29 protein-coding genes and 1 pseudogene are annotated in these 26,641 nt (G+C 54.0%); 11 read left to right on the top strand and 19 right to left on the bottom strand.

The annotated features are described in order from the left end of the window. Window positions 1-45 precede the first annotated feature (45 nt). From P6287_RS10715 to P6287_RS10725, 3 genes are all read left to right on the top strand, one after another. Entirely contained in the window at window positions 46-846 is an 801-nt protein-coding gene (locus P6287_RS10715; RefSeq protein ID WP_064738889.1) for a PTS mannose/fructose/sorbose transporter subunit IIC, read from the top strand. Window positions 847-860: 14 nt separating this feature from the next. Then, a complete protein-coding gene (locus P6287_RS10720; RefSeq protein WP_008110411.1) occupies window positions 861-1,706 on the top strand; it encodes a PTS mannose transporter subunit IID in 846 nt (281 codons plus the stop codon). Window positions 1,707-1,798: 92 nt separating this feature from the next. Beyond that, window positions 1,799-2,257 (top strand): DUF986 family protein, encoded by a 459-nt coding sequence (locus P6287_RS10725; protein WP_110866290.1) that lies wholly within the window; start codon window positions 1,799-1,801, stop codon window positions 2,255-2,257. Here P6287_RS10725 and rlmA read toward each other — a convergent pair. The 4 genes and pseudogenes from rlmA to P6287_RS10745 all read right to left on the bottom strand — a co-directional run bounded on the left by rlmA (window position 2,254) and on the right by P6287_RS10745 (window position 4,528). Further along, the gene (gene rlmA / locus P6287_RS10730; protein ID WP_277973676.1) at window positions 2,254-3,060 is read right to left on the bottom strand and encodes a 23S rRNA (guanine(745)-N(1))-methyltransferase; all 807 of its coding nucleotides are present in this window, start codon (window positions 3,058-3,060) and stop codon (window positions 2,254-2,256) included. The genes P6287_RS10725 and rlmA overlap by 4 nt on opposite strands. Window positions 3,061-3,201: 141 nt before the next feature. Continuing rightward, window positions 3,202-3,411: a transcription antiterminator/RNA stability regulator CspE gene (gene cspE / locus P6287_RS10735; protein WP_008110414.1), complete on the bottom strand. Its 210-nt coding sequence runs from the start codon at window positions 3,409-3,411 to the stop codon at window positions 3,202-3,204. An 86-nt stretch (window positions 3,412-3,497) separates the two neighbouring features. Next, window positions 3,498-3,569: pseudogene (locus P6287_RS10740) on the bottom strand (DUF2627 domain-containing protein); the annotation flags it as partial. A gap of 683 nt (window positions 3,570-4,252) precedes the next feature. Next, window positions 4,253-4,528 carry a YebO family protein gene (locus tag P6287_RS10745; protein ID WP_008110415.1) on the bottom strand — a complete coding sequence of 92 codons (276 nt, stop codon included), beginning with the start codon at window positions 4,526-4,528 and terminating at the stop codon, window positions 4,253-4,255. 216 nt (window positions 4,529-4,744) lie between these two features. Here P6287_RS10745 and P6287_RS10750 point away from each other — a divergent pair, with 216 nt between their 5' ends. Beyond that, the gene (locus tag P6287_RS10750; RefSeq protein WP_008110416.1) at window positions 4,745-4,981 is read left to right on the top strand and encodes a YobH family protein; all 237 of its coding nucleotides are present in this window, start codon (window positions 4,745-4,747) and stop codon (window positions 4,979-4,981) included. Between the two features lie 36 nt (window positions 4,982-5,017). Here the strand turns inward: P6287_RS10750 and kdgR are convergent, their stop codons facing one another. Further along, window positions 5,018-5,809 (bottom strand): DNA-binding transcriptional regulator KdgR, encoded by a 792-nt coding sequence (gene kdgR / locus P6287_RS10755; RefSeq protein ID WP_101764185.1) that lies wholly within the window; start codon window positions 5,807-5,809, stop codon window positions 5,018-5,020. A 192-nt stretch (window positions 5,810-6,001) separates the two neighbouring features. Between kdgR and P6287_RS10760 the strand changes: the two genes are divergently transcribed. Further along, a complete protein-coding gene (locus tag P6287_RS10760) occupies window positions 6,002-7,384 on the top strand; it encodes an MFS transporter (RefSeq protein WP_217546459.1) in 1,383 nt (460 codons plus the stop codon). Between the two features lie 47 nt (window positions 7,385-7,431). Here the strand turns inward: P6287_RS10760 and htpX are convergent, their stop codons facing one another. The 4 genes from htpX to P6287_RS10780 all read right to left on the bottom strand — a co-directional run bounded on the left by htpX (window position 7,432) and on the right by P6287_RS10780 (window position 11,870). Continuing rightward, a complete protein-coding gene (gene htpX / locus P6287_RS10765; RefSeq protein ID WP_101764183.1) occupies window positions 7,432-8,313 on the bottom strand; it encodes a protease HtpX in 882 nt (293 codons plus the stop codon). A gap of 220 nt (window positions 8,314-8,533) precedes the next feature. Then, complete coding sequence (gene prc, locus P6287_RS10770; RefSeq protein WP_277973677.1) at window positions 8,534-10,573, bottom strand: carboxy terminal-processing peptidase; 2,040 nt, start codon at window positions 10,571-10,573, stop codon at window positions 8,534-8,536. A gap of 19 nt (window positions 10,574-10,592) precedes the next feature. Further along, window positions 10,593-11,273 (bottom strand): RNA chaperone ProQ, encoded by a 681-nt coding sequence (proQ, locus tag P6287_RS10775; protein ID WP_110866294.1) that lies wholly within the window; start codon window positions 11,271-11,273, stop codon window positions 10,593-10,595. 96 nt (window positions 11,274-11,369) lie between these two features. Then, on the bottom strand, window positions 11,370-11,870 hold the full coding sequence (locus tag P6287_RS10780) for a GAF domain-containing protein (protein WP_101764180.1): 501 nt from the start codon (window positions 11,868-11,870) through the stop codon (window positions 11,370-11,372). 217 nt (window positions 11,871-12,087) lie between these two features. Here P6287_RS10780 and yebS point away from each other — a divergent pair, with 217 nt between their 5' ends. The 3 genes from yebS (at window position 12,088) to rsmF (ending at window position 17,437) form a co-directional block, all read left to right on the top strand. Further along, a complete protein-coding gene (gene yebS / locus P6287_RS10785) occupies window positions 12,088-13,332 on the top strand; it encodes a membrane integrity lipid transport subunit YebS (protein ID WP_137385925.1) in 1,245 nt (414 codons plus the stop codon). Further along, window positions 13,301-15,940 carry a PqiB family protein gene (locus tag P6287_RS10790; protein WP_222182326.1) on the top strand — a complete coding sequence of 880 codons (2,640 nt, stop codon included), beginning with the start codon at window positions 13,301-13,303 and terminating at the stop codon, window positions 15,938-15,940. The genes yebS and P6287_RS10790 overlap by 32 nt, the downstream gene beginning before the upstream one ends. Before the next feature lie 72 nt (window positions 15,941-16,012). Continuing rightward, the gene (gene rsmF / locus P6287_RS10795) at window positions 16,013-17,437 is read left to right on the top strand and encodes a 16S rRNA (cytosine(1407)-C(5))-methyltransferase RsmF (protein ID WP_277973678.1); all 1,425 of its coding nucleotides are present in this window, start codon (window positions 16,013-16,015) and stop codon (window positions 17,435-17,437) included. A 3-nt stretch (window positions 17,438-17,440) separates the two neighbouring features. Here rsmF and P6287_RS10800 read toward each other — a convergent pair whose 3' ends face one another. Further along, window positions 17,441-18,088: a metallophosphoesterase gene (locus tag P6287_RS10800; RefSeq protein WP_277973679.1), complete on the bottom strand. Its 648-nt coding sequence runs from the start codon at window positions 18,086-18,088 to the stop codon at window positions 17,441-17,443. Window positions 18,089-18,343: 255 nt separating this feature from the next. On the opposite strand from P6287_RS10800, the gene P6287_RS10805 reads away from it, so the two are divergent. Beyond that, window positions 18,344-19,075 (top strand): class I SAM-dependent methyltransferase, encoded by a 732-nt coding sequence (locus P6287_RS10805; protein ID WP_277973680.1) that lies wholly within the window; start codon window positions 18,344-18,346, stop codon window positions 19,073-19,075. A 78-nt stretch (window positions 19,076-19,153) separates the two neighbouring features. On the opposite strand, the gene P6287_RS10810 is transcribed toward P6287_RS10805, so the two are convergent. The 7 genes from P6287_RS10810 to copC all read right to left on the bottom strand — a co-directional run bounded on the left by P6287_RS10810 (window position 19,154) and on the right by copC (window position 22,684). Beyond that, a complete protein-coding gene (locus tag P6287_RS10810) occupies window positions 19,154-19,321 on the bottom strand; it encodes a hypothetical protein (RefSeq protein WP_210080775.1) in 168 nt (55 codons plus the stop codon). Window positions 19,322-19,438: 117 nt separating this feature from the next. Next, entirely contained in the window at window positions 19,439-19,759 is a 321-nt protein-coding gene (locus P6287_RS10815) for a hypothetical protein (RefSeq protein ID WP_277973681.1), read from the bottom strand. Window positions 19,760-19,961: 202 nt separating this feature from the next. Beyond that, window positions 19,962-20,105 (bottom strand): cold-shock protein, encoded by a 144-nt coding sequence (locus P6287_RS10820; RefSeq protein ID WP_110866453.1) that lies wholly within the window; start codon window positions 20,103-20,105, stop codon window positions 19,962-19,964. Window positions 20,106-20,107: 2 nt separating this feature from the next. Next, on the bottom strand, window positions 20,108-20,320 hold the full coding sequence (locus tag P6287_RS10825; protein ID WP_007889586.1) for a cold-shock protein: 213 nt from the start codon (window positions 20,318-20,320) through the stop codon (window positions 20,108-20,110). A gap of 720 nt (window positions 20,321-21,040) precedes the next feature. Next, window positions 21,041-21,388, bottom strand: a complete 348-nt coding sequence (locus tag P6287_RS10830) for a YebY family protein (protein ID WP_061718597.1) — start codon at window positions 21,386-21,388, stop codon at window positions 21,041-21,043. A 33-nt stretch (window positions 21,389-21,421) separates the two neighbouring features. After that, window positions 21,422-22,303, bottom strand: coding sequence for a copper homeostasis membrane protein CopD (copD, locus tag P6287_RS10835; RefSeq protein WP_277973682.1), 882 nt, complete (start codon window positions 22,301-22,303; stop codon window positions 21,422-21,424). Window positions 22,304-22,306: 3 nt separating this feature from the next. Next, the gene (gene copC, locus P6287_RS10840) at window positions 22,307-22,684 is read right to left on the bottom strand and encodes a copper homeostasis periplasmic binding protein CopC (protein WP_277973683.1); all 378 of its coding nucleotides are present in this window, start codon (window positions 22,682-22,684) and stop codon (window positions 22,307-22,309) included. A 153-nt stretch (window positions 22,685-22,837) separates the two neighbouring features. Between copC and P6287_RS10845 the strand changes: the two genes are divergently transcribed. Together P6287_RS10845 and exoX are read left to right on the top strand one after the other, a co-directional pair. Further along, complete coding sequence (locus P6287_RS10845) at window positions 22,838-23,068, top strand: DNA polymerase III subunit theta (RefSeq protein WP_008110458.1); 231 nt, start codon at window positions 22,838-22,840, stop codon at window positions 23,066-23,068. 3 nt (window positions 23,069-23,071) lie between these two features. Further along, on the top strand, window positions 23,072-23,740 hold the full coding sequence (exoX, locus tag P6287_RS10850) for an exodeoxyribonuclease X (RefSeq protein ID WP_101764169.1): 669 nt from the start codon (window positions 23,072-23,074) through the stop codon (window positions 23,738-23,740). Here the strand turns inward: exoX and P6287_RS10855 are convergent. Together P6287_RS10855 and P6287_RS10860 are read right to left on the bottom strand one after the other, a co-directional pair. Further along, window positions 23,734-25,797 carry a prolyl oligopeptidase family serine peptidase gene (locus tag P6287_RS10855; protein WP_277973684.1) on the bottom strand — a complete coding sequence of 688 codons (2,064 nt, stop codon included), beginning with the start codon at window positions 25,795-25,797 and terminating at the stop codon, window positions 23,734-23,736. The two genes, exoX and P6287_RS10855, sit on opposite strands and share 7 nt — an antisense overlap. 139 nt (window positions 25,798-25,936) lie before the next feature. Next, on the bottom strand, window positions 25,937-26,578 hold the full coding sequence (locus tag P6287_RS10860) for a DUF533 domain-containing protein (RefSeq protein WP_137385935.1): 642 nt from the start codon (window positions 26,576-26,578) through the stop codon (window positions 25,937-25,939). Window positions 26,579-26,641 lie beyond the last annotated feature (63 nt).

A 26,641-nucleotide genomic window follows, 5' to 3' on the forward strand; every position in this document is an offset into this window, starting at 1 on the left:
TGCATACGTGGGCGAATTTTAGAGACCTTGCAGAGGAGAAATGCAATGGAGATAACCACGCTACAAATCATTTTGATATTTATTGTGGCCTGTATTGCCGGGATGGGATCGATTCTTGATGAGTTCCAGTTCCACCGTCCGCTGGTGGCTTGTACCTTAATTGGTGCGGTCCTCGGTGATATGAAAACCGGTATCATCATCGGCGGTACGCTGGAGATGATTGCACTGGGCTGGATGAACATCGGTGCGGCCGTTGCACCGGATGCGGCGCTGGCTTCGATTATCTCAACCATTCTGGTTATTGCCGGTGGTCAAAGCGTGGGCGCCGGTATCGCGCTGGCGATTCCGCTGGCTGCGGCCGGTCAGGTTCTGACCATCATCGTGCGTACCATTACCGTGGCCTTCCAGCATGCCGCCGATAAGGCAGCCGAGAAAGGCAACCTGACGGCGATCAGCTGGATCCACGTATCCGCGCTGGTATTGCAGGCGATGCGTATTGCCATCCCAGCACTGATCGTGGCGATTTCTGTCGGTACTCACGTGGTTCAGGAACTGCTGAACTCAATTCCAGACGTGGTCACCAACGGCCTGAACATCGCCGGCGGCATGATCGTGGTGGTGGGTTACGCGATGGTCATCAACATGATGCGCGCGGGCTACCTGATGCCGTTCTTCTACCTTGGCTTCGTTACTGCAGCCTTCACCAACTTTAACCTGGTTGCGCTTGGCGTGATTGGCGTGGTGATGGCGGTGCTGTATATCCAGCTGGCACCGAAATATAACCGCGTTGCAGGTGCTGCAACCAGCGGTCCTGCAAACAATGACCTCGATAACGAACTCGACTAGGAACAGGTGAAATCATGGTTGATACAACTAACACTCCAAAGAAACTCACCCCCGGCGATGTCCGCGGTGTGTTCCTGCGCTCTAACCTGTTTCAGGGTTCGTGGAACTTTGAACGTATGCAGGCGCTGGGTTTTTGCTACTCAATGGTGCCGGTGATTCGTCGCCTCTATCCAGAAAACAACGACGAACGTAAACAGGCGATTAAACGTCACCTCGAGTTCTTCAACACCCATCCTTACGTAGCAGCGCCGGTACTCGGCGTTACCATGGCGATGGAAGAGCAGCGTGCCAACGGTGCGCCGATTGATGATGCAGCGATTAACGGCATCAAAGTGGGTCTGATGGGTCCGCTGGCGGGTGTGGGCGACCCGATTTTCTGGGGTACCGTGCGTCCGGTGTTTGCTGCGCTGGGTGCCGGTATCGCGATGAGCGGTAGCCTGCTGGGTCCATTGCTGTTCTTCATCCTGTTTAACGCCGTGCGTCTGTTGACGCGTTATTACGGTGTGGCGTATGGCTACCGTAAAGGCGTGGATATTGTCAGCGATATGGGCGGCGGTTTCCTGCAGAAACTGACGGAGGGCGCGTCGATTCTCGGCCTCTTTGTCATGGGGGCCTTGGTTAACAAGTGGACGCATGTGAATGTGCCGCTGGTGGTGTCACGCATCACCGACCAGACCGGTAAAACCACGGTTACTACGGTGCAATCTATCCTCGATCAGCTGATGCCAGGCCTGATTCCACTGCTGCTAACCTTTGGCTGTATGTGGCTGCTGCGTCGTAAGGTGAATGCGTTGTGGATTATCGTCGGCTTCTTCGCCCTCGGTATCTTCGGTTACTGGATCGGCCTGCTCGGTCTGTAATCACCCCGCCGGGAGCCCTGCTCCCGGCTATTATTGAGCGGCATTATCTGAGCGCCCACGTTGAGATAATTTCGCTTGAGGAAGAACACCTAATGTCACTGACTGACGCCCTGATCGCCCTGCTGATTGCAGGCTTCATTCTGTTCGCCATCTATGATGAAGCGATCCTGCCGCGCCGCAATGGCCCTACAAAACTGCGCGTCGCACTGCGCCGTCGCCATAAAATCGATAGCGCCATTTTCGTGGTGCTGCTGCTGATTCTGCTGTGGAACAACATAGATAAACATGGCACACAACTCACCACCAATTTGCTGATGGTGCTGTGCTTTATGGCGATTTGGCTATTCTGGGTGCGCAGCCCGAAGCTGTTGATGAAGGAAAATGGACTGTTTTTTGGCAGCGTGTGGATCGACTACGGTCGCATTCAGAGTATGAATCTGTCAGAGGATGGCATTCTGGTGATGCAGCTGGAGCAGCGCCGCCTGCTGATTGCTGTCAAACAGCTTGATGACCTGGAACGGATCTACAATACGCTGGTGGAAGCGCGTTAATCGCGCTGCCATAACGTCAGCATAAAGTCGGCATCACAGTTAAACTCGCTGGATGCCGCCAGGTTCTGCCACACTTCTTCGCGTGCACGCCAGGCAAATGGCGTCATCTGCAATAAGCTCACCGCCTCACTTCCGCTCAACGTCATGCTGTAATTCAGGTTTTGTTGATCGACCTGCCTGAAGCCGGCATACACCTTCTCTTCCGCCGCGTGCAGCTGCACTTCGCGATAAATCAGTGCCTTGAACTGCTGCAAGTGATGCGGTCCCGGCGTCACCGTTAGCAGGTAACCCCCCGCTTTGATCGCGCGGCTCAGCTCATCTTCATTACAGGGCGCATAGATGCGCACCACGCCATCCAGAGAAGCATCAGCAAAAGGCAAACGCTGGCTGGACGCCACGCAAAATTTCACCGCACGATAGCGTTTAGCGGCCATGCGAATCGCTGCTTTCGCCACATCCAGACCAAAGAGTTGCGCCTGCGGTAACGCATCGGCCATCGCCGCAGTGTAATAACCTTCTCCGCATCCGAGGTCTAACAGCTGCGCACCTTGCTCACCCAGATGCTGAGCGAGGATCCCGGCGACAGCCGCGCGCAACGGCTGATAGTGTCCGGCATCGAGGAAGGCGCGTCGTGCCTGCAGCATCTCGGCGCTATCGCCCGGTTCGCGCGAACCTTTGTGCTGCACCGGCAGTAAATTGACGTACCCTTCTTTCGCCTGATCAAACTGATGACCTGCATCACAGCGGAAGCTATTCACCTGCTGCAATAAAGGCTGATGACAAAGTGGGCAAATCAAAGACATAGACAACTCCGGGTTAGCAATTCGCGGCGCAGTTTACCCTGATCATCTGGCTACAGAAAGGATAAAAGAAAAAGCCCCGTTCAGTGAACGGGGCTTTAGGATTCGTTTCAGTGGTGCATGGCACCGAGCCTGAGGGCGAAATCAGATTGGGGTAACGTTGACCGCAGCAGGACCTTTCTGGCCATCCTGGATTTCGAACTCAACGCTTTGGCCTTCGGCCAGAGTTTTAAAACCATTGCCCTGGATTGCAGAGAAGTGTACGAACACATCTTTGCTACCATCAGCAGGAGTAATAAAACCAAAACCTTTAGACTCGTTAAACCACTTAACCTGACCTTTAATCTTTGCCATTTCGCAAATTTCCTTTCAATGATTATATTGCCCGCAGGCAGACTTACAGATAAACCAGAGACATTACTGAATGAGGCACTAATTTAAGGTTCGGCAAGGAAGCGGTATTCAACGTCAACGTCTTTACTCGTAACTTCTTTACTGAAGATGCCATACATAAACAGAACTGTACCTCGTTTGACCTACGATTTGTTATCACATATCCGTAAATTAATGGCAAGCCATTTTTAAACGGTGATCGACGTGACGCACATAATTAGTTAATTGGCGCGGCACTTCATCAATCAACATATTGACACCCAGCGCGGAAGGTGCGCAAAAAAGGGTTATCAGTCAGTATAGTTAGCGTCAAATTGCCGCTTAGTCAAGCGCAGCGGTAATGTCTATATTGGTACAATTTTAGGGGTTAACTGTACGACAAAAATATTGCACTAATATGGCATCAATAAGATATTCCACTGAAAACTTCGCTCGCCACACAACAACTGCGCGCCGTTCAAATCTTGTACAAATAGTTTTCTCAGGTATAAGTTATTAATTGCTTTGCACCAAAATCAGGAGAAACCAATAATATGCGCCCCATATAAACGCATTAACATTAGGTGGCATTTATCTCAATTTTAACTATCTACCCAACAATTAAATGTTAAAAAGAACATTGAAGAGCTTGATTTAACAAAAACTCCTTAGGATAAATCTTAGTTGATATTCATTCGGGCAGGGATTGTTGCTATTCATACCTGGCTTAGAAGGGAATTTACTAAAAGTCATTATCCCGCCACGCACCATTTCAGTGCGCAGCGGTTGCCATAATGGCGATTATTTCACCCCTTTTAACGGCTTAACGTTCCGGGATCATCCGAATAAAATCGCGTTTTTCATCCGCGTCTTCATCCGCTGGTGGTTTTGCTGTGGATGGCTGTGCGTCAACCAGACGGCGCAGGAGCGCATTCTGTTTCTTTTGCTCTTCGATAACGGCTTCCAGCAAACGGATCTGCTCACTGGCGCGCACGCTAGCCCGGTTGACAAAGAACCAGACAATAAAGGCCACAAGAATGATGATGGCCAGAACGCCATAGTTAAACAGCGGGCTGGTGTTTGCGGCTAATTCGTTCATAACTGCCTCTATAGTCAAAAATCAAACATCTACTCCGCCGCTGATTCTACTCGCTGCCGACGCAAAAGATAATGGGTAGCGACGGAAAGCAGATTATCCCGCCTGCCCTCTCTTTCAGTTATCTCTGATCGATTCGATGGCTAAAGCGCGGCATGCTGTTACAGTAGATTCGCAGCAAGGTTGGATGCGCTGCGTTGTGTATCACAAGGAGATAAGATGAAACTACTTATTCGGACGATTATGCTGGTGGCATTAATTTGGTTAGCGATGCTGCTGACCGGCTATGGCGTACTCACCGGCAGCAATAAGAATGCGGCGGGACTGGGGCTGCAATGCAGCTATCTGACCGCACGCGGTATGATTACGGCACAGTATCTGCATACAGACAGCGGTATCGTCGGCGTAACGGATTGTCCACTGCTGAAGAAAAGTGGCGAAGTGGTCGACAATTAAGCGTTGAAACGGGCTGGCAACAGCCCGTTTTTCATTTCAGAAAGGATAGTTGTGGTAGCCCATTTGTTCAGACAGATTGCGCGCCGCACGATGCAGCATCGCCACATACTCATTTTTGGCTTCTTCGGAAAAACGAATGGTGGGGAACGAGATGCTTAGCCCCGCAATCACCACGCCAAAACGGTCAAATACCGGCACCGCGATGCAACGTAAGCCCTCTTCCTGCTCTTCATTATCTTCACCAAATCCCTGTACTTTTACCTGATCCAACACCGCCAGCAATGCTTCTGCAGTGACAATGGTTTTCGCGGTACTGCGGCGGAATTCCACTTCGCTCAGGATCTCCTGCACTTCAGCGCGATCGCGCCATGCCAGCAGCACTTTACCAATCGCGGTGGTGTGCAGTGGATTACGGCGGCCGATGCGCGAATACATACGCAGGTTATAAAGAGAATCGATTTTATGGATGTAGACGATGCTGTCTTCTTCCAGCGCGCCGAGGTGAATGGTTTCTTTAGTCAGACGCGACAGCTCACGCATCTCAATATCGGCGCTACGAATCAGATCGACGTTCTGCAACGCTTTGGCGCCGAGTTCGAACAGCTTGAGCGTCAGCGAGTATTTCTCACTTTCTCCTTCCTGCGCCACATAGCCAAGCGATTTCATGGTCTGTAAAAAGCGATAAACGGTACTTTTTGACATCATCACGCGTTGGGACAGTTCGGTGATGCCGTGATCGCGCTCTTCGCCCAGCGCCTGCAGAATGCCAAACACTTTCATCACTGATGAAACCGAGTCTGGCTGTTTATCATTATCACTGCTCGCCATGGCGCGTATCCTTTTTGACAGTGTTTCAAAAAAAACGGAACAGAAGCGCCAGTATATGCGTTTCAGCCTGATGGCGGCAACGACTGACGCTAAGTGACACATCCACACGTAATTTTATGTCAATGAATGCGGTGCTTTTCGGCAGCGAATTGATTAGCATGATGATATTCACTCTCTTTACTTACTTTACTTATGCCTTCTACTGTTGCCCAGGATGGATTACCCCTTCCACAGCGCTATGGCGCGATCATCACCATTGCGCTCGGTATTATGATGGCGGTGCTGGATGGAGCTATCGCCAACGTGGCCTTGCCAACCATTGCGCGTGAATTGAATGCCAGCCCAGCCGAATCGATCTGGATTGTTAACGCCTACCAAATCGCCATCGTTATTTCGCTGCTGTCGCTGTCGTTTCTCGGCGATATGCTCGGCTACCGCCGCGTCTATCAGGTTGGACTCGCGCTGTTTATCGCTACCTCACTGTTTTGCGCCCTCTCCTCAACGTTGAATACGCTGACCGTGGCGCGTGTGCTGCAAGGCTTTGGTGGTGCCGCGTTGATGAGCGTGAACACGGCGCTGATCCGCATCATCTATCCGCAGCGCTTCCTCGGGCGCGGTATGGCGATCAATTCGCTGATTGTCGCGGTCTCCAGCGCGGCCGGTCCAACCGTAGCGGCGGCGATTCTGTCTGTCGCCAGCTGGAAATGGCTGTTCCTGATCAACATTCCGCTCGGCATCGTTGCGCTGTGGCTGGCGTTGCGTTTCCTGCCGGATAACACCCAGAAAGCCAAACAACAGAAATTCGACGTGCCAAGCGCGGTGATGAATGCGCTGTTCTTTGGCCTGCTCATATCTGCACTGAGCGGTTTCTCGCAGGGACAAAACGGCTGGCTGATTGTGGCCGAATTGGTGGCATTGGTGTTGGTGGGCATTGTTTTCGTTCGTCGCCAGTTAGCGATGCCGGTGCCATTGCTGCCGGTGGACTTGCTGCGCATTCCGATCTTTTCGCTGTCGATAGGCACCTCAATTTGCTCGTTCTGCGCGCAGATGCTGGCGATGGTGGCGTTGCCGTTCTTCCTGCAAAACGTGCTGGGCCGGGATGAAGTGGCAACCGGCTTGCTGCTCACGCCGTGGCCGCTGGCAACCATGGTGATGGCACCCATTGCAGGTCGCCTGATCGAGAAGTTCCATGCCGGATTATTAGGCGGATTGGGATTAGCGATGTTCGCTGCCGGGCTATTCCTGCTGGCGCTTTTACCGACGCAGCCAACTGACGTGGATATCATCTGGCGCATGATGCTGTGCGGTGCCGGTTTCGGCCTGTTCCAGTCGCCTAACAATCACACCATCATCACCGCAGCACCGCGTAACCGCAGCGGTGGTGCCAGCGGAATGCTGGGTACCGCGCGTCTGGTGGGACAAAGCAGCGGCGCGGCGCTAGTGGCGCTAATGTTTAATCTATTTAACGACAGCGGTACACACGCCTCACTGCTGCTAGCGGGTAGCTTTGCCAGCGTCGCTGCCGTAGTGAGCCTGGCGCGCATGACGCAGTCGAGGCAGGCTGCTGAGTCATAGAAACAGCAAGGGCGCCATCTGGCGCCCTTTTTTCTGTTTATTACCGACTACTTCAGGTATTCACCGCTACGCAGCGCTTCGATACGTTTATCGAGCGGCGGATGCGACATGAACAGCTCGCTCAACGATTTGTTTTTACCGTTGATGCAGAATGCCATCATGCTGCTTGGCTCCTGCGGCTCGTAACTGGTTTTCAGACGCTGCAGTGCGGCAATCATCTTCTCGCGTCCAACCAGTTTGGCAGAACCCGCATCGGCGTGGAATTCACGGTGACGTGAGAACCACATGGTGATGATGCTGGCGAGGAAGCCGAACAGCAGTTCTAACACCATCGAGACCGCGAAATACACCATCGGATTTCCGTTGCTGCTCTCTTCACCGTCGCGGTTACCCGACAGGAAGCCGGAAGCGATCTGTGCCAAAATGCGCGAGATGAAGATGACAAAGGTGTTCACCACACCCTGAATCAGCGTCATGGTGATCATGTCACCATTGGCGATATGGGCGATTTCGTGCGCCAGCACCGCTTCCGCTTCATCACGGCTCATGTTTTGCAACAGGCCGGTGGAAACAGCGACCAGCGACGCGTCACGGCGTGCGCCTGTCGCAAAGGCGTTAATGTCGGGCGCGTGATAAATCGCCACCTGCGGCATTGCAATGCCAGCCTGTTGTGCCTGGCGGCCGACGGTATCCATCAGCCAGCGTTCCGTCTCATTACGCGGTTGTTCAATGACTTCACCGCCAACGGATCGTAACGCCATCCATTTAGACATCAGCAGTGAAACAAACGCACCGCCGAAGCCAAACAGACCTGCCATAATCATCAGACCCATAACACTGCTTGACTGGATTCCTGTCAGACTCAAAATCAGTCCGAATACCAACATCACCGCCAGGTTGGTGAGCAGGAAAAGAGCAATACGCATCATAAACGTTAATCTTCCTCAGTTGTGCACGCGCATATGCGCGGATATCTATCCTATGGTCATCGCCGTGCATTTCAAGCAACCTTAATCTTTAAGTGCCTAAAAAGACATAACTTTACATTAGGCAGTGAAGTGCGACGTTCGCTGCATCAGTAACGCTTAACAACGATTTTAGCGTAAAAAAAAGCACCGCCGAAGCGGTGCTATTTCACAAGCCAGACGGTTACTTCGCGTTTGCGGCTGCCGGCTGAGATTTCTCCAGCTGCGCCATATCGTTAGCGATTTTCACCGTTTCATCCAGATACGGATCCGGCTCTTTATAGTCTTTCGGCAGATCTTCGATGCTCTTCAGCGGCGCTTTACCTTCCGCCTGATAGCGCGCGTTGATGCGCTCCAGACGCAGTGCATCATCTTCACGGTTCTCTTTCTCACGTTGGGCAAGATTGAGCGACACGATATTACGCTTGTCTTTCATCGCATCGAAACGCGCAATATCTTTCATGATGTACTGGAACTCGCGATCTTTAGCGATGCGATCGGCGTGCTCTTTGGTCAGCTGCGGTACCAGCGGCGCGATATCGCCGGTTTTGGTGTAGCTTGCCGCATTCACACTGTCCCAAGGCAGCGCGTTGTCCTCGAACTTCTCGCCGGTTTCTGCCGCTTCAACGCCGGTTGGCATCAGCAGATCTGGCGTTACGCCTTTACGCTGGGTGCTGCCACCGTTAATGCGGTAGAACTTCTGAATGGTGTACTGTACAGAACCCAGCGCTGGCCACTCTGGACGCAGCATCTGATCGTAGATACGGTTCAGCGAACGATACTGCTGCACGGTGCCTTTACCAAAGGTCGGTTCACCAACAATCAGCGCACGGCCGTAATCCTGCATCGCCGCAGCGAAGATCTCAGAAGCTGAAGCACTGAAGCGATCGACCAGCACCACCAGCGGACCTTTGTAATAGACGATGCCGTCGTTATCGCTGTCTTCACGCACGCGGCCATTGTTATCACGCACCTGTACCACCGGACCGCTTGGAATAAACAGGCCCGAAAGTGAAACGGCTTCGGTCAAAGCGCCACCGCCGTTGGTACGCAGATCGATCACCACGCTGTCGACGTTTTGCTTCTGCAGTTTCTGCAGCTGCACCTTCACATCGTCAGTCAGGCCAACGTAGAAGCCAGGAATGTCGAGCACGCCAACTTTCTGTTTGCCGACGTTATGCACGGTGCCTTTTACCGCGCGATCTTCCAGACGGATTTTTTCACGCGTCAGCGTCACGGTGCGGGTTTTGGTGCCCTTGCCAGCAGGCAGGATTTCCAGGCGTACTTTGCTGCCTTTCGGTCCTTTGATTTTTGAAACCACATCATCCAGACGCCAGCCAATCACATCTTCCATCGGTTTGCCCGGCTGAGCGACACCGACAATGCGGTCGCCCACGCTGATCGCTTTGCTCTTCGCCGCCGGACCGCCTGCGACCATCGAGTTGATCACCGTGTAATCGTCATCCATCTGCAGCACAGCGCCGATACCTTCCAGCGACAGGCTCATTTCGGTGTTGAATTGCTCGGTGTTGCGCGGCGAAAGATAGTTAGTGTGCGGGTCGATTTCATGCGCGAACGCAGTCATCGCCAGCTGGAACACATCTTCACTGTTGCTTTGCGCCAGACGACGGATGGCAAAGTTGTAACGCTTGGTCAGCGTTTCGCGGATCTCTTTCTCATCTTTACCGGCCAGTTTCAGGCTCAGTTCGTCATATTTAACTTTGGCATCCCACAGCGCGTTGAGCTCATCGACGCTCTTTGGCCATGGCGATTTTGCCCGGTCAATGTCAATGGTGTCATTGCCGGTGAAATTCATTGGGCGATTCAGCACGCTCAGCGCATATTGATAGCGCTCAAAGCGGCGTTTCTGCGCCAGATTGTAGAGATCGTAAAACACATCCAGCTTACCGCTGCGGAACTCATCACCCACGGTGGTTTTCTTATCGGCGAACTGCGCGATATCCGATGCCAGCAACACGTTATGGCTGTAGTCGAGCAGATTCAGGTAGCGATCAAAAATTTTCGCGGAGAAGTCCTGATTCAAATCGAACTGACGATAGTGAGAGCGGGTGAAACGCGAGGTAACGCGTTCGCTGACGGTGGGATGCTGTGGCTCTTCGTGTAGCTGGGGAATCTGGTCGGCGCGGGTAATATTATCTGCACCAAAGGTGGGGCCTGCTAAAAGCAGGCCCGCGATCATACCGATCTTTAAAATGTTGTTCATGCCAGGGTCAGCCTCCGTTTCAGAACTGCAAATGTTCTGCGCGCACAATCATAGCCATGCCGGAAGCGAGCTGAACCCGAACGCCATCTTTAGTAATTTCAAGAATGGTAGCGTCCATTGCACCTTTGCCTGCAGTCACTTTGATGTTCTGGCCGGGCTGCAACGTTGAGGTATCAGTGACAGGTTTGGCCCGCGGTGGCTGCGGTGCGGCTGCACGCTCAGTCGCGGCCGCACGCGGCGCCTGAGGACGTGGCTTACGCGCTGCATCACCTTCGGCAGCTTTACGCGGAGCAGGCTTGCGCGGACGACGTTCAGCGGTCTCTTCACCGGCTTCACGCTTCTTCGCTTTCTGCTGATCGCGCTGCGCCTGAACGCGGGCTTTCGCTTCTTCCAGTTGCTTGCGCGCATGTTCTACGTGTTGCTCATCCAGCACGCCACAGGCGTTGCCATCGAGATCGACACGAATGGCACCCGCTTTGATGCCATAAAGATAACGCCAGCTAGAGGTATAAAGACGTAAGGCAGAACGCAGTTGCGTCTTGCTCAGGCTCAGTTCGCCTTGAACACGCTCGACCAGATCTTGAAAAATGCCGATTTTGAGCGGACGCGCCTCGCCTTCGGCGCTAAAGCATTGCGGAAAACGTTCCGCCAAAAAGGCGATGACTTCTTTACTGCTATTCAACTTAGGTTGATTTTCCATGAAATTTCCTGATTACAACGGATTTGCCGACCAGAGCAGGCATGAACAGGCGACATTATAATGACAACATCGCCAAATGCTATGTGATCCAGTCGATTAGCTGTGCGTCAGCTGAATAAATTTTACGATGTCGCTGCCCGCCAGCACTTCACAAAGCCCGTCGGTAAGGGCCATCAGCCCCGCTTCGTCCTCGCTATCGAAGCGAGAATAAACCGTACTATCAATGTCTAAAACACCCACGAGGGTGCCATTTACTTTCAGAGGAATCACGATTTCGGCATTACTGGCGGCGTCACACGCGATATGGCCAGGGAACGCGTGCACGTCTTCCACCAATTGCACTTTGTCCTCGGCTACCGCGGTTCCACACACGCCTTTGCCAACCGGAATACGTACGCAGGCGATTTTGCCCTGGAACGGGCCCAGCACCAGCGTGTTCGGTTCCGTCAGTAAATAGAATCCAGCCCAGTTCACGCCTTCCAGGCGTTCGAAAAGCAGTGCACTGCAATTGCCGAGCGCGGCCAGGAACGAGGTTTCACCCGCCAACAGGGCGCGGACATCGCGATTCAAATCCTCGTAAAAAGCTTTTTTGTTCATTGTTCAACCATAACTCGTCACTGGGGTGACCTTGTTGTCACTCAGTTGTTAAAATAAGCACTAATAATCCAGGCGCAGAAGGTGAATCATTCTGTTAGTTACTATACCCTTAGCAGTCGGTGGATAAGCGTATTCTGGTACCACCGAATATTGCAGGCAACTTTGCGCTACTCAGCATGCCGGTAACCGTAACGAACGATGGGCACTTGCGTCACCTATGAAAATTCACGCTATCAGCCAGACGTTGCCCCACGCACGTTATCAGCGTTGTCCGCAATGCGATACCCTTTTTTCCTTACCGGATGTGAAATCGCATCAGACAGCCTATTGCCCGCGCTGCCATGCACAAATTCAGAGCGGTCGTGACTGGTCGATGACGCGACTCACCGCCATGGCGGTGGTCATGATCGTATTGATGCCGTTCGCCTTTAGCTTGCCGTTGGTTGATATTCGCCTGCTGGGCATGCGTATTAACGCCAGCCTGCTGGAGGGCGTAATCCAAATGACGCAGCAAGGCAACATCCTCACCGCTTCAATGGTGGCGTTTTGCACCATTGGCGCGCCGGTTACGCTGGTCATCGGCATTCTCTATCTGTGGGTGGGCAACGCGCTCGGAATGAACCTGCGCCCGGTCCTGCTGATGATGGACAAGCTCAAAGAGTGGGTGATGCTGGATATCTATCTGGTCGGCGTGGCGGTGGCATCGATCAAAGTGCAGGATTACGCCTCACTGGAAGTGGGCTACGGTTTAGTGGCCTATATTGCGCTGACGGTGCTGAGCCTGCTGACGCTGATCCACCTGAACGTCGAGCAACTGTGGGAACACTATTATCCGCAAGCGATGCCCACTTCCCCGCCTGAAGAGTGGCAAGTGTGCCTGAATTGCCATCAAACCGGTGTAGCTGATGAGCGTGGGCGCTGCACGCGTTGCCACACGCCGCTTGACTACCGCCGACGCCACAGTTTGCAGAAATCCTGGGCAGCGCTCATCGCCTCGATTGTGCTGCTGATCCCCGCCAATTTGCTGCCGATTTCGGTGGTCTATGTTAATGGCGCACGCCGTGAAGACACCATCTTCTCCGGCATTCTGGGATTGGCATCGGGCAATATACCGGTGGCCGCGGTGGTGTTTATCGCCAGCATTCTGGTGCCCTTTACCAAAGTGTTAGTGATGTTGACTCTGTTACTCAGCATTCACTTTAAATGCGAACAGGGCTTAAAAACCCGCATTCGCCTGCTGCGCGCCGTCACCTGGGTGGGCCGCTGGTCGATGCTGGATCTGTTCGTCATTGCTGTAACCATGTCGCTGGTCAATCGTGATCAGCTGCTGGCTTTCACCATGGGACCGGCCGCCTTCTATTTTGGTGCCGCCGTTGTCCTGACCATTATGGCTGTAGAGTGGCTTGATAGCCGCCTGATCTGGGATGCACATGCAACAGGAAACGCCGACTACACCGACTAGCGCCAATCTGCGCAACAAGCGCAAGATTTCGCCATTCTGGTTATTGCCCATCATCGCCCTGCTGATTGCCGGCTGGCTGCTGTGGACCAACTATCAGGAGCGCGGTACGACGATCACCATTAACTTCCAGACTGCCGACGGGATTGTGCCAGGCCGTACGCCGATTCGTTATCAGGGCGTGGAAGTGGGTACGGTGCAAGGCATTGTGCTGAGTGATGACTATCGCAGCATCCAGATTAAAGCCAGCATCAAAAGCGACATGCGCGATGCACTGCGTGAAGACACTCAGTTCTGGCTGGTGACGCCGAAAGCGTCATTGGCGGGCGTCTCCGGGCTTGATGCGCTGGTCGGCGGTAACTACATCGGCATGATGCCGGGTAAAGGTAAAGAGAGCGATCACTTCACCGCACTCGATACCCAACCGAAGTATCGCGTTAATACCGGCGAACTGCTTATCCACCTGCGCGCGCCCGACCTCGGCTCGCTCAACACCGGTTCGCTGGTTTATTACCGCAAAATTCCGGTGGGTCGCGTTTACGATTACAGCCTCAACAACAGCACCGACGGCGTTACCATTGATGTGCTGATTGAGCGCCGCTTTATCAATCTGGTGAAAAAGCAGAGCCGCTTCTGGAATGTTTCCGGCGTTGATGCGGATGTCAGCCTGAGCGGTGCCAAAGTGAAGCTGGAAAGCCTGGCCGCGTTAGTGAATGGCGCGATTGCCTTCGATTCACCCAATGACGGCGAGCAAGCTCAGGTGGATGCCAACTACCAGCTCTATCCGGATTTGGCGCGCAGTCAGCGCGGCGTGCAAGTGAAACTGAACCTGCCGAGCGGCGATAACCTGAAAGCCGATAGCACACCGCTGATGTATCAGGGACTGGAAGTCGGCACCTTAACCAAACTCAACCTGCTGGATGGCGGCAAAGTCACCGGCGAGCTGACGGTCGATCCTTCAGTAACCGGTTTGATGCGCAGCGGGACGCGCATTGAAATGCGCACGCCGAAGATCAGCCTGACCGACACCAATCTCAGCAGCCTGTTAACCGGTAATACTTTTGAACTGGTGCCAGGCGAAGGCGAACCGCAGGATCACTTTACCGTGTTGCCAGCCAGCGAAACATTGCTGCAGAAACCTGACGTGCTGACGGTAAAACTCAGCGCGCCGGAAACCTACGGTATCGATGCCGGCCAGCCGGTGATGTTGTATGGCATGAAAATCGGTCAGGTGATTTCACGCACGCTGGATGAAAATGGCATCAGCTTTGTGGCGGCCATCAATCCGGAGCACCGTAATCTGGTGCACGCTGACAGCAAGTTTGTGGTGAATAGCCGCCTTGATGTGAAGTTTGGACTCGACGGGATGAAAGTGCTGGGCGCCAGCGCGCGCGAGTGGGTAGATGGCGGCATTCGCCTGATTCCTGGCGCGAAAGGTAATCCTTCCAGTCGTTATCCTTTATATGCGGATGCGGAACGTGCCGAAGAAGGCATCGTGGGTGAACAGCCGCCAACCACGCTGAAACTTACCGCCAAAAGCTTGCCGGATGTACAGGCCGGTTCAGTGCTGCTGTACCGCAAATTCCAGGTCGGTGAAGTGGTGGATGTAGTGCCGCGCGCGGATGCGTTTGAAATCTCGATTCATATTCAGCCGCAGTATCGCAAGCTGCTGACCAGCGAGAGCGTGTTCTGGGCCGAAGGTGGCGCGAAAGTGCAGCTCAACGGCAGCGGTTTGACGGTGCAAGCGTCCCCGCTCAACCGCGCGCTCAAAGGCGCGATCAGTTTCGATAATCTCACCGGCGCGCAGGCAGCGAAAGGCGTGAAACGCGTGCTCTACTCGTCTGAAACCGCGGCGCGTGCAGTTGGCAGCCAGATTACGCTGCACACCTTCGATGCCAGCAAACTGGCGGCGGGCATGCCGATTCGCTATCTCGGCATCAACATTGGTCAGGTTGAATCACTGGCGCTGAGTTCTGATAACAATCAGGTTGTCGCCAAAGCGGTGCTTTATCCGGAATACGTGCAGGACTTCGCGCGCATCGGCAGCCGCTTCTCAGTGGTGTCGCCGGAGATTTCTGCGGCGGGGGTTAACCATATCGAAACGCTGCTGCAGCCTTATCTCAACGTCGATCCGGGCAAAGGTTCGCCGGCGCGCACCTTTGAACTACAGGAAAGCACCATCACCGATTCACGCTACCTGAACGGCTTGACAATATATGTCGATGCCGCTGACGCGGGATCGCTGTCGGTGGGCACGCCAGTGCTGTTCCGGGGCGTTGAAGTGGGCACCGTCACCGGAACGTCGCTGGGCAATATGGCGGATCGCGTGCAGATCGCGCTGCGTATCAGCAAAAAGTACCAGCATCTGGTGCGCAACAATTCGGTGTTCTGGCTGGCTTCCGGCTATAACTTCGATTTCGGTCTGATAGGCGGCGTGTTGAAAACCGGCACCTTCCAGCAGTTCATTCGCGGCGGCGTACAGTTTGCCACGCCGCCGACGGTGCCATTAGCACCGCAGGCCGGCGCCAACAAACATTTCCTGCTACAGGATGAAGCGCCGAAAGCGTGGCGCGACTGGGGCACGGCGATTCCGGACCCTCATCAACCTTAAGCAAATCGGGCAGCCTGGCTGCCCGATTCTTTTTCGCGTGTTACACTTCGCGCTCATTTCGTTTCCCGGTAGATGCCCGTGTCCGATCGCTTTCCCGAAGATTTCCTCGCGCTGATGCGCGCCAGCCTTGCTGACGACGCCGAACTGCAGCGCTTTCTCGCCATTAGCCAGCAACCGCTGCGTCGCAGCTTACGCGTCAACACCTTAAAAATTAGCGTGGATGATTTCCTCGCCCGCACCGCCGACTATGGCTGGCGCTTATCGCCCATTCCGTGGTGCGCCGAAGGGTTTTGGATCGAGCGTGACGACGAATCGCTGCCGCTGGGTAGCGTGGCGGAGCATCTGAGCGGACTGTTCTACATTCAGGAAGCCAGCTCGATGCTGCCGGTTACCGCGCTGTTTGACGCCGCACCCGATGCGCGTCAGGTGATGGATGTGGCTGCTGCGCCCGGTTCTAAAACCACCCAGATGGCCGCGCTGATGCGCAATGAAGGCGCCATTCTGGCGAACGAATACTCGGCCAGCCGCGTTAAAGTGCTGCACGCTAACATCAGCCGCTGTGGCGTCAGCAATGTTGCGCTGACCCATTTTGATGGCCGTGTATTTGGCGCCGCGCTGCCGGAGCGTTTCGATGCCATTCTGCTCGATGCGCCCTGCTCTGGCGAAGGCGTGGTGCGCAAAGATGCTGATGCGTTGCGTAACTGGACGCTGGCCAGCACCGAAGCGATTGCGGAAACCCAACGCGATCTGCTCGACAGCGCTTTCCATGCCTTACAGCCAGGCGGCACGCTGATTTACTCTACCTGCACACTGAATCAAATCGAGAATCAGCAGGTGATTCATTGGTTGCAGCAGCGTTATCCCGACGCGGTTGAAATCGTGCCGCTGAACGGTTTATTCGACGGAGCCGATCAGGCGTTAACCGCCGAAGGTTTCCTGCACGTATTCCCGCAGATTTTCGATAGTGAAGGTTTCTTCGTTGCGCGTCTGCGTAAAACCGCCAGTATTCCCGCGCTGCCAACGCCAACCTACAAAGTCGGCAAACTGCCCTTCTCACCAGCCAGCCGCAAGCTGAGCGCCGAAGTGCAACAGGCCGCGGCCAAAGTCGGCTTGCAGTGGGATGAAAATCACACGCTATGGCAGCGCGATAAAGAGCTGTGGCTGTTCCCCGCGGCGCTGGAGGGTTGGCTGGGTAAAGTGCGCTTCTCGCGCATCGGCCTCAAGTTGGCCGAAACCTTCCCGAAAGGCTATCGCTGGCAGCATGAAGCGGTCGTGGCGTTGACGCAGCCAGGCAGCGCGCTGGATTTCGAACTCACTGATGCAGAAGCGGAAACCTGGTATCGCGGTCAGGATATTCATCCGGAAACGTTGCCCAGCCGGGATGAGGTGATCGTCACCTACCAGCAGCAGCCGCTGGGATTGGCGAAGAAAGTGGGTAATCGGATTAAAAACAGCTATCCGCGTGAACTGGTGCGCGACGGACGTCTGTTCCGCTAAGCGTTACTGCAACTGCACCAGGGTGAGGCGATTGCCGAAGACCGCGCCGGTATCGATGTAATGCTGATTCGCCACATTGAGCGGTTGTTCTAACGGCGTGTGGCCGAAGTAGAAATCACTGGCGCCATCGATGCTGGCTGAACTGCCGCGTTGATGGCGTCCCAGTCGATCGCGACTCCACACCACTTGCTGCCAGTCAACATCTTGCCCTAAAGCATAATGACTGGCGGGATAATCGGCGTGGGCAATCACCACCACGCGATCGCCGAAATCCAGATGCAGGATCAACGGTAACTCAGCACAGCGCTTCAACGCATGGCGCGCAGCAATCAACGCTGCGCCTTTGAGCTGCCAGAACCACTCGCCGCCGTTCATCATCCACAAGGTTTGGTCGCGCCCATCCAGCGCAGCGAGCGCCATCTGCTCATGATTGCCGCGCACGCAGCGAAACCAGGGCTCCTGCACCAGCGCTAAACAGCCGGGGCTGTCCGGGCCACGATCGATTAAATCGCCCACCGACAGCAGTAGATCCTGCTGCTTATCGAAATCCCGCTTGAGCAGTTGCGCATCGAGTTGGGCGCGGCAACCGTGCAGATCGCCAACCACCCAAATATTTCGCCACATTTGCGCGTTCACCTTTTGGTAAAGCATGTAATCTTCCCCGGTTGACTGGAAGTTTAGTGAGCCCGGCTTAAAGTATAGTCCGGCAACGTTAGCCAGCGGAGGGAACAGCATGAGCGGACGGAAGCAATTCATTGGTGTATTAATCGTTATTTTCATCGGTAGCTTGCTGCTGCTGGAATCACTCGCTCGTCTGGTACATCTGTTATTTGTGGGATAATTACGCGACTTTACATTCCGCGCTAAACGCCTAAACTCCTTTGCGCATCATATAAAGGAGCCTGTATGAGCCAGAATATTTACGACAACCCCACTTTTTTTGCCGGTTACGCCACCTTGCCACGTTCCGTTAAGGGATTAGACGGCGCGCCAGAGTGGCCCGCACTGCGTGCGCTACTACCCGACCTGCATGATAAACGTATTCTCGATCTCGGCTGCGGTTACGGCTGGTTTTGCCGCTACGCGCAGCAGCAAGGCGCGCGTGAGGTGCTGGGTCTGGACGTTTCCGAGAAGATGTTAGCGCAAGCCGCCACCATGACGCAGGGAACCGGGATTCGCTATCAGCGCGCCGATTTAGAATCGCTGCAACTGAACGAATCCTATGATCTCGCCTACAGTTCGCTGGCGCTGCACTACCTCAGCAATATTGACGCACTCTTCGCAACCGTGTTTGAGGCGCTAACGCCGGGCGGCGCGCTGGTGTTTTCCTGTGAGCATCCGATTTACACTGCACCTACTCAACAGCAGTGGATTGTGGATGAACAGCAGCAGCGCAGCTGGCCAGTTAATCATTACCAGCAGGAAGGGGAACGCATCAGCAACTGGTTTGCCGATGGCGTGAAGAAGCAACATCGCAAGCTGGCAACCTGGATCAATGCGTTAATTGGCGCAGGATTTGAGATCGTGCATCTTGATGAATGGGGCCCGAGCGAAGAGATGGTTGCACACAATCCCGCGCTGGCGGAAGAACGCGATCGTCCGATGATGTTCTTGCTGGCCGCGCGTAAACCGCTGTGACGTTGAATTGAGGCTGCGCACTGCAGCCTTATACAAATCTCTGCAGCGCTATTTACGGCATTGAGCGCGCATTGCGTACTAGCGTGTGATTAAAAAGATCGCTATCAAGAAGAAGGCTAATAAACCGGCGAATGTCAGCGTTCCAATGCGCGGCGTTTTGGCGCGGCCAACCACCACACCAATAAAGATACAAAGCAGCGTGAGTGTGCCAATCATTACCCAAAGTAGATATTGTGTATTTGCCATGAAGGATCCTTATCCGGCCATTAATCAGATGCGCCAACGTTATACCATTTTTCGCACAGGCTGACTGCTGCTATATGACCGCATCTTTTTTGCAGGTTATTTGCCACCCGTTAACGATCAAGTCGCGTTATGCGCACAACGCACTGTTTTGAGATTTTCCAGCTGTTGCAAACGCGCCGCAGCTTTATTGTTAGCGCTGGCCTTTGCAATGCCGTTACCGATACCAAAATCCCCGATGAATCCCAATACCGTTAGCGCATCAAACTCGCCGGTTTTATCAATCTGCTGCTGAACGCTTTGGCTTTTAGCGATCTCCTGATTCAGTGCTGCACAGTCATAGGTTTGCGCTTCGGCATCGCTCACTTTGGCGGACTGCGGATACTGTTTCAGTGCGCAACCACTCAGCAGCAAGGCGATCAGGATAACGGGCTTGTGCATCTCGCAAGATTCTCTCTATGACGGTAATTTATTTCGGAATAAGAGAAAAAGTAGCATGTGGGTAAGATGGTAAACGTGGGAATAAGTGAAGATATGCGGGGGTATTTAAAATAAAAAAGCACTGCCTGAGCAGTGCTAATGATTCTGATATCAGGCAATTGCCTGATAAGCCCTGATAATTATCAGGGCAGAATATCCGCTATCAAGCAGTTTTCAACACAATCATTGATGATTTGCAGAAAATACATTTAGCGCCATGTGGGTTCATTTTCGTAATATCGAACGCGGAGGTACGATATTGTGAACTCTGGCAATGCGGACATCTTAAACGATGATAAATGCGAATAATTACAGACCTAATACATTTGTTGCAGACGGACCTTTTGGACCATCTTCAACTGAAAACTCAACACGCTGACCTTCATCAAGTGAGCGATAATCAGTGCCCTGAATGGCTGAGAAGTGAACGAAAACGTCCTTGCTGCCATTTTCAGGAGAAATAAAGCCGAAGCCTTTTTCTGAGTTGAACCATTTTACCGTTCCAAGAATTTTATTAGACATAATTTTTACCTTTTAAATGAGCCTATTGGCGTAAGGGCCGAGTTGCAGATACGAATCAGAACTTAGGCTAAGACTCAAAGAGAAAGGGCTTGAAGCGGCACTAACCGGGATGAGAAATACAATGGGAACTAACCTTCTAACTGTCTGCTATTCAGACCGACGACGCATTAACGCATTTATCTTACCAGGTAGCAAGGTAAAAAAATTTTTAATTCATATAAAAAAGAAAAACAGAAAATAAAAAAACCCACCGAAGTGGGTTTAATCATCAATCAGGTTGCTTGTCGCCCGACTCCGGTGCCAGACTCTCATCGTCTTTTTCATGCTCATCCGGCTTCACCTTGGTATCTTCTTCAAGCTCATCCGCTTCAATCGGTCTATCAGACATAAATCCTCCTGAGTTGCTTAGAGAATTAAGTGTAGATGCCGGCATAAAGGTAAGCCTGGCGCGTGCAGACAATTCATTATTATGCAGATAAAAAAAGACCCAATACGATTCCTGTATCGGGTCCAGGGAAATGGCTCTTTGGGAGCCGTGCGCTAAAAGTTGGCATTTTTGCAGGCGAGGACGCCTTGCCATTTAAAGGTAGACCAGGATTGCTGGTTTTCCAGCCAATCATGCGGTTTGGTTGCGAAAGGTGACAACTCTGTGATCGTGGTGACAGAACGAGGAAGCAAGCGTAGCGGCAGAATTGTGCGCTACGCCTGAGAATATAGGGATTACTTACCGCACAGTTGCTGCGCGCGGTCGATGATCGGTTGCAGACTCATTTTCTGGCCTGGATGGGCTTTATCAACGGCGACAATGGTGTCGATCGATTGCAGTGTGCCCTGCCCGGCCGTTTTGCGCGCAAAGGCTTTATCGTTGAGCGGATACTGCAACAAAGTGCCCGGGTTAATCGCGAACAGCGCGCCGTCTTTCTCGCAGGTCAACATCACCTCTTCGCGGGTGAAGGGCCATTTGTCTTTTCCAATCTCAAAACGGCTGACGGTAATAATCTGTGCCGCCATCGCCTGGCTGCACAGCGCCATCAATACGCAAGCTGGAATCAGTTTCTTCAGCAAAATATCGACCTCATTTCATCTTCTTGAATGTCACATTCAGGCCGGTGACAGCGTGGCAAACACGCTCACCAACCCAATTACAATAATGGCCAGCAGCAGCTCAAGCTGCGTCAGGCGAATAAACAGATGCGCTGCGTTACTGGCCGCCAGGCGAAAGCGCGGCACCAGCAGATAGCGATTGGTCAGCGCAATAGCGATCATCAGCATGACTAGCAGCACTTTCACCACCAGCAGTTCGCTCCACAGCGTGGCTTGCCAATGCAACGGCGAACCGGCAATCAGCACGCTATTAATGATGCCCGTCAGCAGCGCGAGCGCCACCGCCAGGTGACCGTAACGCGAGAAGCGCATCATGCAGCGAATCGCATCGGTGCGAAAAGCGATCTGCCGCGCTTCACGCATCAGTAATAACAACGGCAGTAATCCGCCCGCCCAGAATGCAGCCGCAATCAAATGCAGCGCGTGATTGCCTTGTTGCAGCAATCCGGGCCAGCCATCACGCATCGCGGCATGCCCAACACCGGCTAACGCCACCAACTGTAACAGGCCGCTGCACAGCAGCAGATTTTGCCGCAGTGTGCCACGCAGCAGCAGCGCTAACGTGCTCAGCAGTGCGAACGTGATTTCCCAACGCCAAACCCGGCCGAAGCGCGTGCTGAGCACCGCCTGCCAGGTTGCGCTGTCACTGACATTACGCCAGTCGCCGCTCATCAAGCCGGTTTGCGTTGCCAGCATCAACAGGGCGCTGAATAAACTCAGCAGCGCGCTGGTACGGAGAAGTAAAGCTAAACGCTGTGATAGCAGCGGACGATAGCGGCGCGGCGCCAGTAGCGCGGTATAAAAGGCGCTACCGGCGAGCAGCAGCACCGACATAAAATGCAGCGCTCGCAGGCCAATCCACAGCGTACTCAAACTCATCAATCACTTCACGCTGAAGGTATAGCTGCCTTTGGTTTTATGCCCATCAACGGACAGCACATGCCAGTTCACCTGGTAATTGCCCGACGGCAGCGGCTGGTTGATCGGTACAATCAGCTGATCGTGTTGTTTATCGTTGAGTTTGGCTTTTCCAACCGCCACCGGTTGATGTTGTGCATTGAGCACATCCACGCCACTGAATGCCGCTTCAACATCCTCGGTAAAGGTCAACGTTAAATTCTGCGGGGAGGTTTCCACCACCGCTTTGTCGGCTGGGACCGGGGTTTTCAGGTGAGCGTGTGCCATAGCAACCTGGCTGAAGGCCAGCGTTGATGACGCCAGAAGTAGCGCGACGACAGCGTTGAACGCAGTTTTCTTCATGACTTCTTCCCTATTAAATGCGGCAAACCACCGCAAACGTGGCAGCAGGATACGCCGCCGATCCGCAGGTGTCGAGACTTGCGGTGCGATCCAATCCGCTTGATCCCAGGGTCCGAAACCATTACTTTTGCCCCTGTTTATCAGGAGAAAAGCATGAGCCAAAACCTTGCCCTGCTCTCGCAGGAAGAGAAAGACAAAGTCAATGTCGATCTGGCCGCCGCGGGCGTTGCATTCAAAGAGCGCTACAATATGCCGGTGATTGCCGAAATGGTGGAGCGCGAGCAGCCCGAAGCGCTGCGTGACTGGTTTCGTCAGCGCTTAATGAACTATCGCCAGGCTTCGCTTAGCCTGTCACGCCTGCCCTACGAACCGAAGCAGAAGTAATTTATGTTACGAGTAATTGATACCGAAACCTGCGGCCTGCAGGGTGGCGTGGTGGAAGTGGCGTCGGTGGATGTCATTGACGGTCAGATCGTCAATCCGATGAGCGACTTAATCTGCCCGGATCGCCCCATCAGTCGTCAGGCAATGGCGGTACATCGCATTACGGAAGCGATGGTGATGGGAAAACCCACTATCGAAGAAGCGATTGGCCGCTATCACGGCAGTCCGCATTACGTGGCGCACAACGCCAGTTTTGATCGCCGCATGTTGCCCACTATGCCGGGCGAATGGATCTGCACCATGACGCTGGCGCGTCAGCTGTGGCCAGGCATCAAATATGGCAATCAGGCGCTGCGCCACAGCCTGAAGCTGGATGTCACGCCACCGGCCGAACTGCATGCGCACCGCGCATTGTATGACTGCTACGTCACCGCTGCGCTGCTGATCCGCATTATGGAAACCTCCGGCTGGAACGCCGAGCAGATGGCGAATTTGTGCCAGCCCGCGCCCGTGAGCGGCGATGTGTTCCCGTTCGGCAAATATCGCGGTCAGAGTATTGGCAGTATCGCGCGTAAAGATCCCGGCTATCTGCGTTGGGTGCTGGAAAATGTGCGTGATTTGCGCCCACCGTTACGGCAGGCGCTGCGCAAGTATGTGAAGAGCGATCAGTAATCGACGCGGTCTGGCAAGCTGCCCTGCGCCAGGCCAATCAGGAAAGTGAACTCCTGCGCCACCCCTTCATACGCTTTGAAGCGGCCCGATTTACCGCCGTGGCCAGAATCCATCTCGGTGCAGAGCAACAGCAGTGAATCGTTGGTTTTCAGCTCACGCAGTTTCGCCACCCACTTAGCCGGTTCCCAATACTGCACCTGCGAATCGTGCAAACCGGTGGTAACCAGCAAATGCGGATAGGCTTTGGCCTCGATGTTGTCATACGGACTGTATTGGCGAATGGTGTGATAGAACTCCGCCTGTTCGGGATTGCCCCACTCATCGTATTCGCCGGTGGTCAGCGGAATCGTCGGATCGAGCATGGTCGTTACCACATCGACAAATGGCACCTGCGCCACCACGCCGTGGAACAGCTCCGGCGCCATGTTCACCACGCCGCCCATCAGTAATCCGCCGGCGCTGCCGCCCATCGCGTAGAGCTGCTGGCGATGACCATAACCCTTCGCCACCAGCGCTTCGGTGACATCAATAAAGTCGGTGAAGCTGTTGATTTTATTCTTCAGGCGGCCACCGTCGTACCATTGCTGGCCGAGCTCGCCGCCGCCACGCACGTGAATTATCGCGTAGACGAAGCCGCGCTCCAGCAAGCTGATGCGGCTGGTGCCAAAGCTGGCATCCATGCTGCTGCCGTAAGCGCCATAACCGTACACCAGCAACGGATTGTTGCCGCGCTGGAAATGCTTGCGGTGATAGACCAGCGAAACCGGAACCTCTGTGCCATCACGCACCGTGATCCACAGGTGCTCACTTTTGTAATCCTCCGATTTGAAGCCCGGCACCGGCGAGCGCTTCAGCACGCGACGATCGCCGGTTTCCATGTTCAGTTCAAACAAGGTGGTCGGCGTGGTCATGGAAGAGTAGCCGTAGCGCAAGGTGTCGCTTTCTGGCGAAGGATTGTAGGCAAGCCAGGTGACATAGGCGGGATCGTCGAAGGCGATACCAAAGCTTTCGCCGCTCTCCCAGTTTATCTGCCGCAAGGTGTTTACGCCGTGCTGACGCTCTTCGACTACCAGCCAATGACGAAACAGCTGAAAATCTTCCAGCACCACGTTGTCACGCGCCGGGATCAGCGATTGCCAGCGTGCTTCCGCCAGCCACGCGCTGCGATAGAGCCCGAAATTTTTGCCATCGCGATTTGAGCGGATATAGAACTGATGATTGTAGTGATCGATGCTGTATTCGTGGTCGCGGCGACGTGGACAAAAGGCTTGCGGCTGCGCATCCGGATATTCGGCGTCGATCAGCAGAATCTCGCTGGTGTTGGTGCTGTACAACGCAATCAGAATGAAGTGCTCGGAGGTGGTTTTATGCACGCTGAGGTGAAAAGAGTCATCCTTCTCTTCATACACCAGCTGATCGTCAGATTGCGGATGGCCCAGCTCATGGCGCCACACCTGATACGCCAGCAGCGTTTTCGGATGCTTACGCACGTAATAGAGCGTGCGGGAATCGTTGGCCCAGGCAACGCTGGATGACGCATTGGTCAGCACTTCCGGATACCAGCTACCGCTCTGCAAATTACGGAAGCGAATGCCGTATTGGCGGCGCGACAGGAAGTCTTCCGCTAAGGCCATCACCTGATTGTCCGGTGTAATCGCCAGCGCGCCCATGGTGTAAAAATCACTGTGCGCAGCCCGCTGGTTTCCATCGAGCAATAGCTGCCAGGGCTCATCAGCTGGCGCGTCAACGGGCTGCCGGAAATAAGCCGGATACTCGTTGCCCACTTCATAGCGGCTTTGATAGCGATAACCGTTTTTCACATAGGGCACCGAGTGATCCTGCGGTGGAATGCGGTCAACGATCTCTTTCAACACCCGTTCCTGCAGCGGATTCTGCGACGCCATCATCGCACGGCCGTAATCATTTTCGGCGTGCAGATGGGCCAGCACCTCTGGATTCTCGCGGTCGTCATCACGTAACCAGTGATAATTATCGATGCGCGTTTCACCGTGCAGCTTCATGACATGGGGAATTTTTTTCGCGTGTGGCTGATTCATTAGGCTCTTCTCCCTGAAGGACAACATTCAGCAAGCGTGGCACTAATCACGCACGATGCCAAGCTACACGCAGCATCACTTTACGCAGGGTAAGCAAAAGATGAAAAGCGAAGGCTGCGGATGCAACCTTCGCACGGAATTAAGCAGCTTTTTCCGCGTCGATATCGCGCTGAATACCGTCGCGCACATCCTGGGGAATTTTCAGCGCATCGCCGAGCGCGGAGAGATAGCTACGCTCCATAAAGTGGTCGACATCAATGGCTGCACAGCTGAGGAAATAGAGTTCCAGCGCCTCTTCTTCGTTTTTAACGTCAGCGGCCAGCCAGTTGGGATCGAGCGGGCGATTCATCGCCTGCTGAATCAGCGCTTCGGCTTGTGCGCCGTAGCCGGCCTGCTGGATATTTTGCTCAATTGCGGCACGCTCTTGATCGTCAATGTGACCATCACTTTTCGCCGCGAACACCAGCGCCGTGACTAAACGCTCTGCGCGTTGATCCATCGGCGTTTGCAGCTGGCCAAAGCCCGCATCGTCCTGATGGGTTTCACGTATGCGCTGTTTGTATTTGTTCCACAACAGTGCGCCCGCCGCCGCGCCGCCGCCCAACAGCAAGGCTTTGCCGCCATATTTGGTCAGCAGCTTACGCGTGGATTTGCTGCCGACCAGCAATCCCGCCAGCCCGCCTAATGCGCCCGGGGCCAGCATGTCACTTAAACCGCCCGATTTTCCGTCTCCACCCTTTTTCGCCAGCACCGATTGAATTTGCTGCAGCCAATTGCTCATCGTTTAACTCCTGTTTACTTTTCCGTTCTCCATGCTGCCGCAGGCTGTGTCAGTTAACGTCAG

Source organism: Pantoea sp. X85 (assembly GCF_029623675.1).
GTDB lineage: Bacteria > Pseudomonadota > Gammaproteobacteria > Enterobacterales > Enterobacteriaceae > Pantoea > Pantoea leporis.

What these genes read in the sequence shown, in the direction of transcription:
- P6287_RS10715 (WP_064738889.1), top strand. Translation starts at nt 46, where the DNA reads ATGGAGATAACCACGCTACAAATCATTTTGATATTTATTGTGGCCTGT.
- P6287_RS10720 (WP_008110411.1), top strand. Translation starts at nt 861, where the DNA reads ATGGTTGATACAACTAACACTCCAAAGAAACTCACCCCCGGCGATGTC.
- P6287_RS10725 (WP_110866290.1), top strand. Translation starts at nt 1,799, where the DNA reads ATGTCACTGACTGACGCCCTGATCGCCCTGCTGATTGCAGGCTTCATT.
- rlmA (WP_277973676.1), bottom strand. Translation starts at nt 3,060, where the DNA reads ATGTCTTTGATTTGCCCACTTTGTCATCAGCCTTTATTGCAGCAGGTG.
- cspE (WP_008110414.1), bottom strand. Translation starts at nt 3,411, where the DNA reads ATGGCAAAGATTAAAGGTCAGGTTAAGTGGTTTAACGAGTCTAAAGGT.
- P6287_RS10745 (WP_008110415.1), bottom strand. Translation starts at nt 4,528, where the DNA reads ATGAACGAATTAGCCGCAAACACCAGCCCGCTGTTTAACTATGGCGTT.
- P6287_RS10750 (WP_008110416.1), top strand. Translation starts at nt 4,745, where the DNA reads ATGAAACTACTTATTCGGACGATTATGCTGGTGGCATTAATTTGGTTA.
- kdgR (WP_101764185.1), bottom strand. Translation starts at nt 5,809, where the DNA reads ATGGCGAGCAGTGATAATGATAAACAGCCAGACTCGGTTTCATCAGTG.
- P6287_RS10760 (WP_217546459.1), top strand. Translation starts at nt 6,002, where the DNA reads ATGCCTTCTACTGTTGCCCAGGATGGATTACCCCTTCCACAGCGCTAT.
- htpX (WP_101764183.1), bottom strand. Translation starts at nt 8,313, where the DNA reads ATGATGCGTATTGCTCTTTTCCTGCTCACCAACCTGGCGGTGATGTTG.
- prc (WP_277973677.1), bottom strand. Translation starts at nt 10,573, where the DNA reads ATGAACAACATTTTAAAGATCGGTATGATCGCGGGCCTGCTTTTAGCA.
- proQ (WP_110866294.1), bottom strand. Translation starts at nt 11,273, where the DNA reads ATGGAAAATCAACCTAAGTTGAATAGCAGTAAAGAAGTCATCGCCTTT.
- P6287_RS10780 (WP_101764180.1), bottom strand. Translation starts at nt 11,870, where the DNA reads ATGAACAAAAAAGCTTTTTACGAGGATTTGAATCGCGATGTCCGCGCC.
- yebS (WP_137385925.1), top strand. Translation starts at nt 12,088, where the DNA reads ATGAAAATTCACGCTATCAGCCAGACGTTGCCCCACGCACGTTATCAG.
- P6287_RS10790 (WP_222182326.1), top strand. Translation starts at nt 13,301, where the DNA reads ATGCAACAGGAAACGCCGACTACACCGACTAGCGCCAATCTGCGCAAC.
- rsmF (WP_277973678.1), top strand. Translation starts at nt 16,013, where the DNA reads ATGCCCGTGTCCGATCGCTTTCCCGAAGATTTCCTCGCGCTGATGCGC.
- P6287_RS10800 (WP_277973679.1), bottom strand. Translation starts at nt 18,088, where the DNA reads ATGCTTTACCAAAAGGTGAACGCGCAAATGTGGCGAAATATTTGGGTG.
- P6287_RS10805 (WP_277973680.1), top strand. Translation starts at nt 18,344, where the DNA reads ATGAGCCAGAATATTTACGACAACCCCACTTTTTTTGCCGGTTACGCC.
- P6287_RS10810 (WP_210080775.1), bottom strand. Translation starts at nt 19,321, where the DNA reads ATGGCAAATACACAATATCTACTTTGGGTAATGATTGGCACACTCACG.
- P6287_RS10815 (WP_277973681.1), bottom strand. Translation starts at nt 19,759, where the DNA reads ATGCACAAGCCCGTTATCCTGATCGCCTTGCTGCTGAGTGGTTGCGCA.
- P6287_RS10825 (WP_007889586.1), bottom strand. Translation starts at nt 20,320, where the DNA reads ATGTCTAATAAAATTCTTGGAACGGTAAAATGGTTCAACTCAGAAAAA.
- copD (WP_277973682.1), bottom strand. Translation starts at nt 22,303, where the DNA reads ATGAGTTTGAGTACGCTGTGGATTGGCCTGCGAGCGCTGCATTTTATG.
- copC (WP_277973683.1), bottom strand. Translation starts at nt 22,684, where the DNA reads ATGAAGAAAACTGCGTTCAACGCTGTCGTCGCGCTACTTCTGGCGTCA.
- P6287_RS10845 (WP_008110458.1), top strand. Translation starts at nt 22,838, where the DNA reads ATGAGCCAAAACCTTGCCCTGCTCTCGCAGGAAGAGAAAGACAAAGTC.
- exoX (WP_101764169.1), top strand. Translation starts at nt 23,072, where the DNA reads ATGTTACGAGTAATTGATACCGAAACCTGCGGCCTGCAGGGTGGCGTG.
- P6287_RS10855 (WP_277973684.1), bottom strand. Translation starts at nt 25,797, where the DNA reads ATGAATCAGCCACACGCGAAAAAAATTCCCCATGTCATGAAGCTGCAC.
- P6287_RS10860 (WP_137385935.1), bottom strand. Translation starts at nt 26,578, where the DNA reads ATGAGCAATTGGCTGCAGCAAATTCAATCGGTGCTGGCGAAAAAGGGT.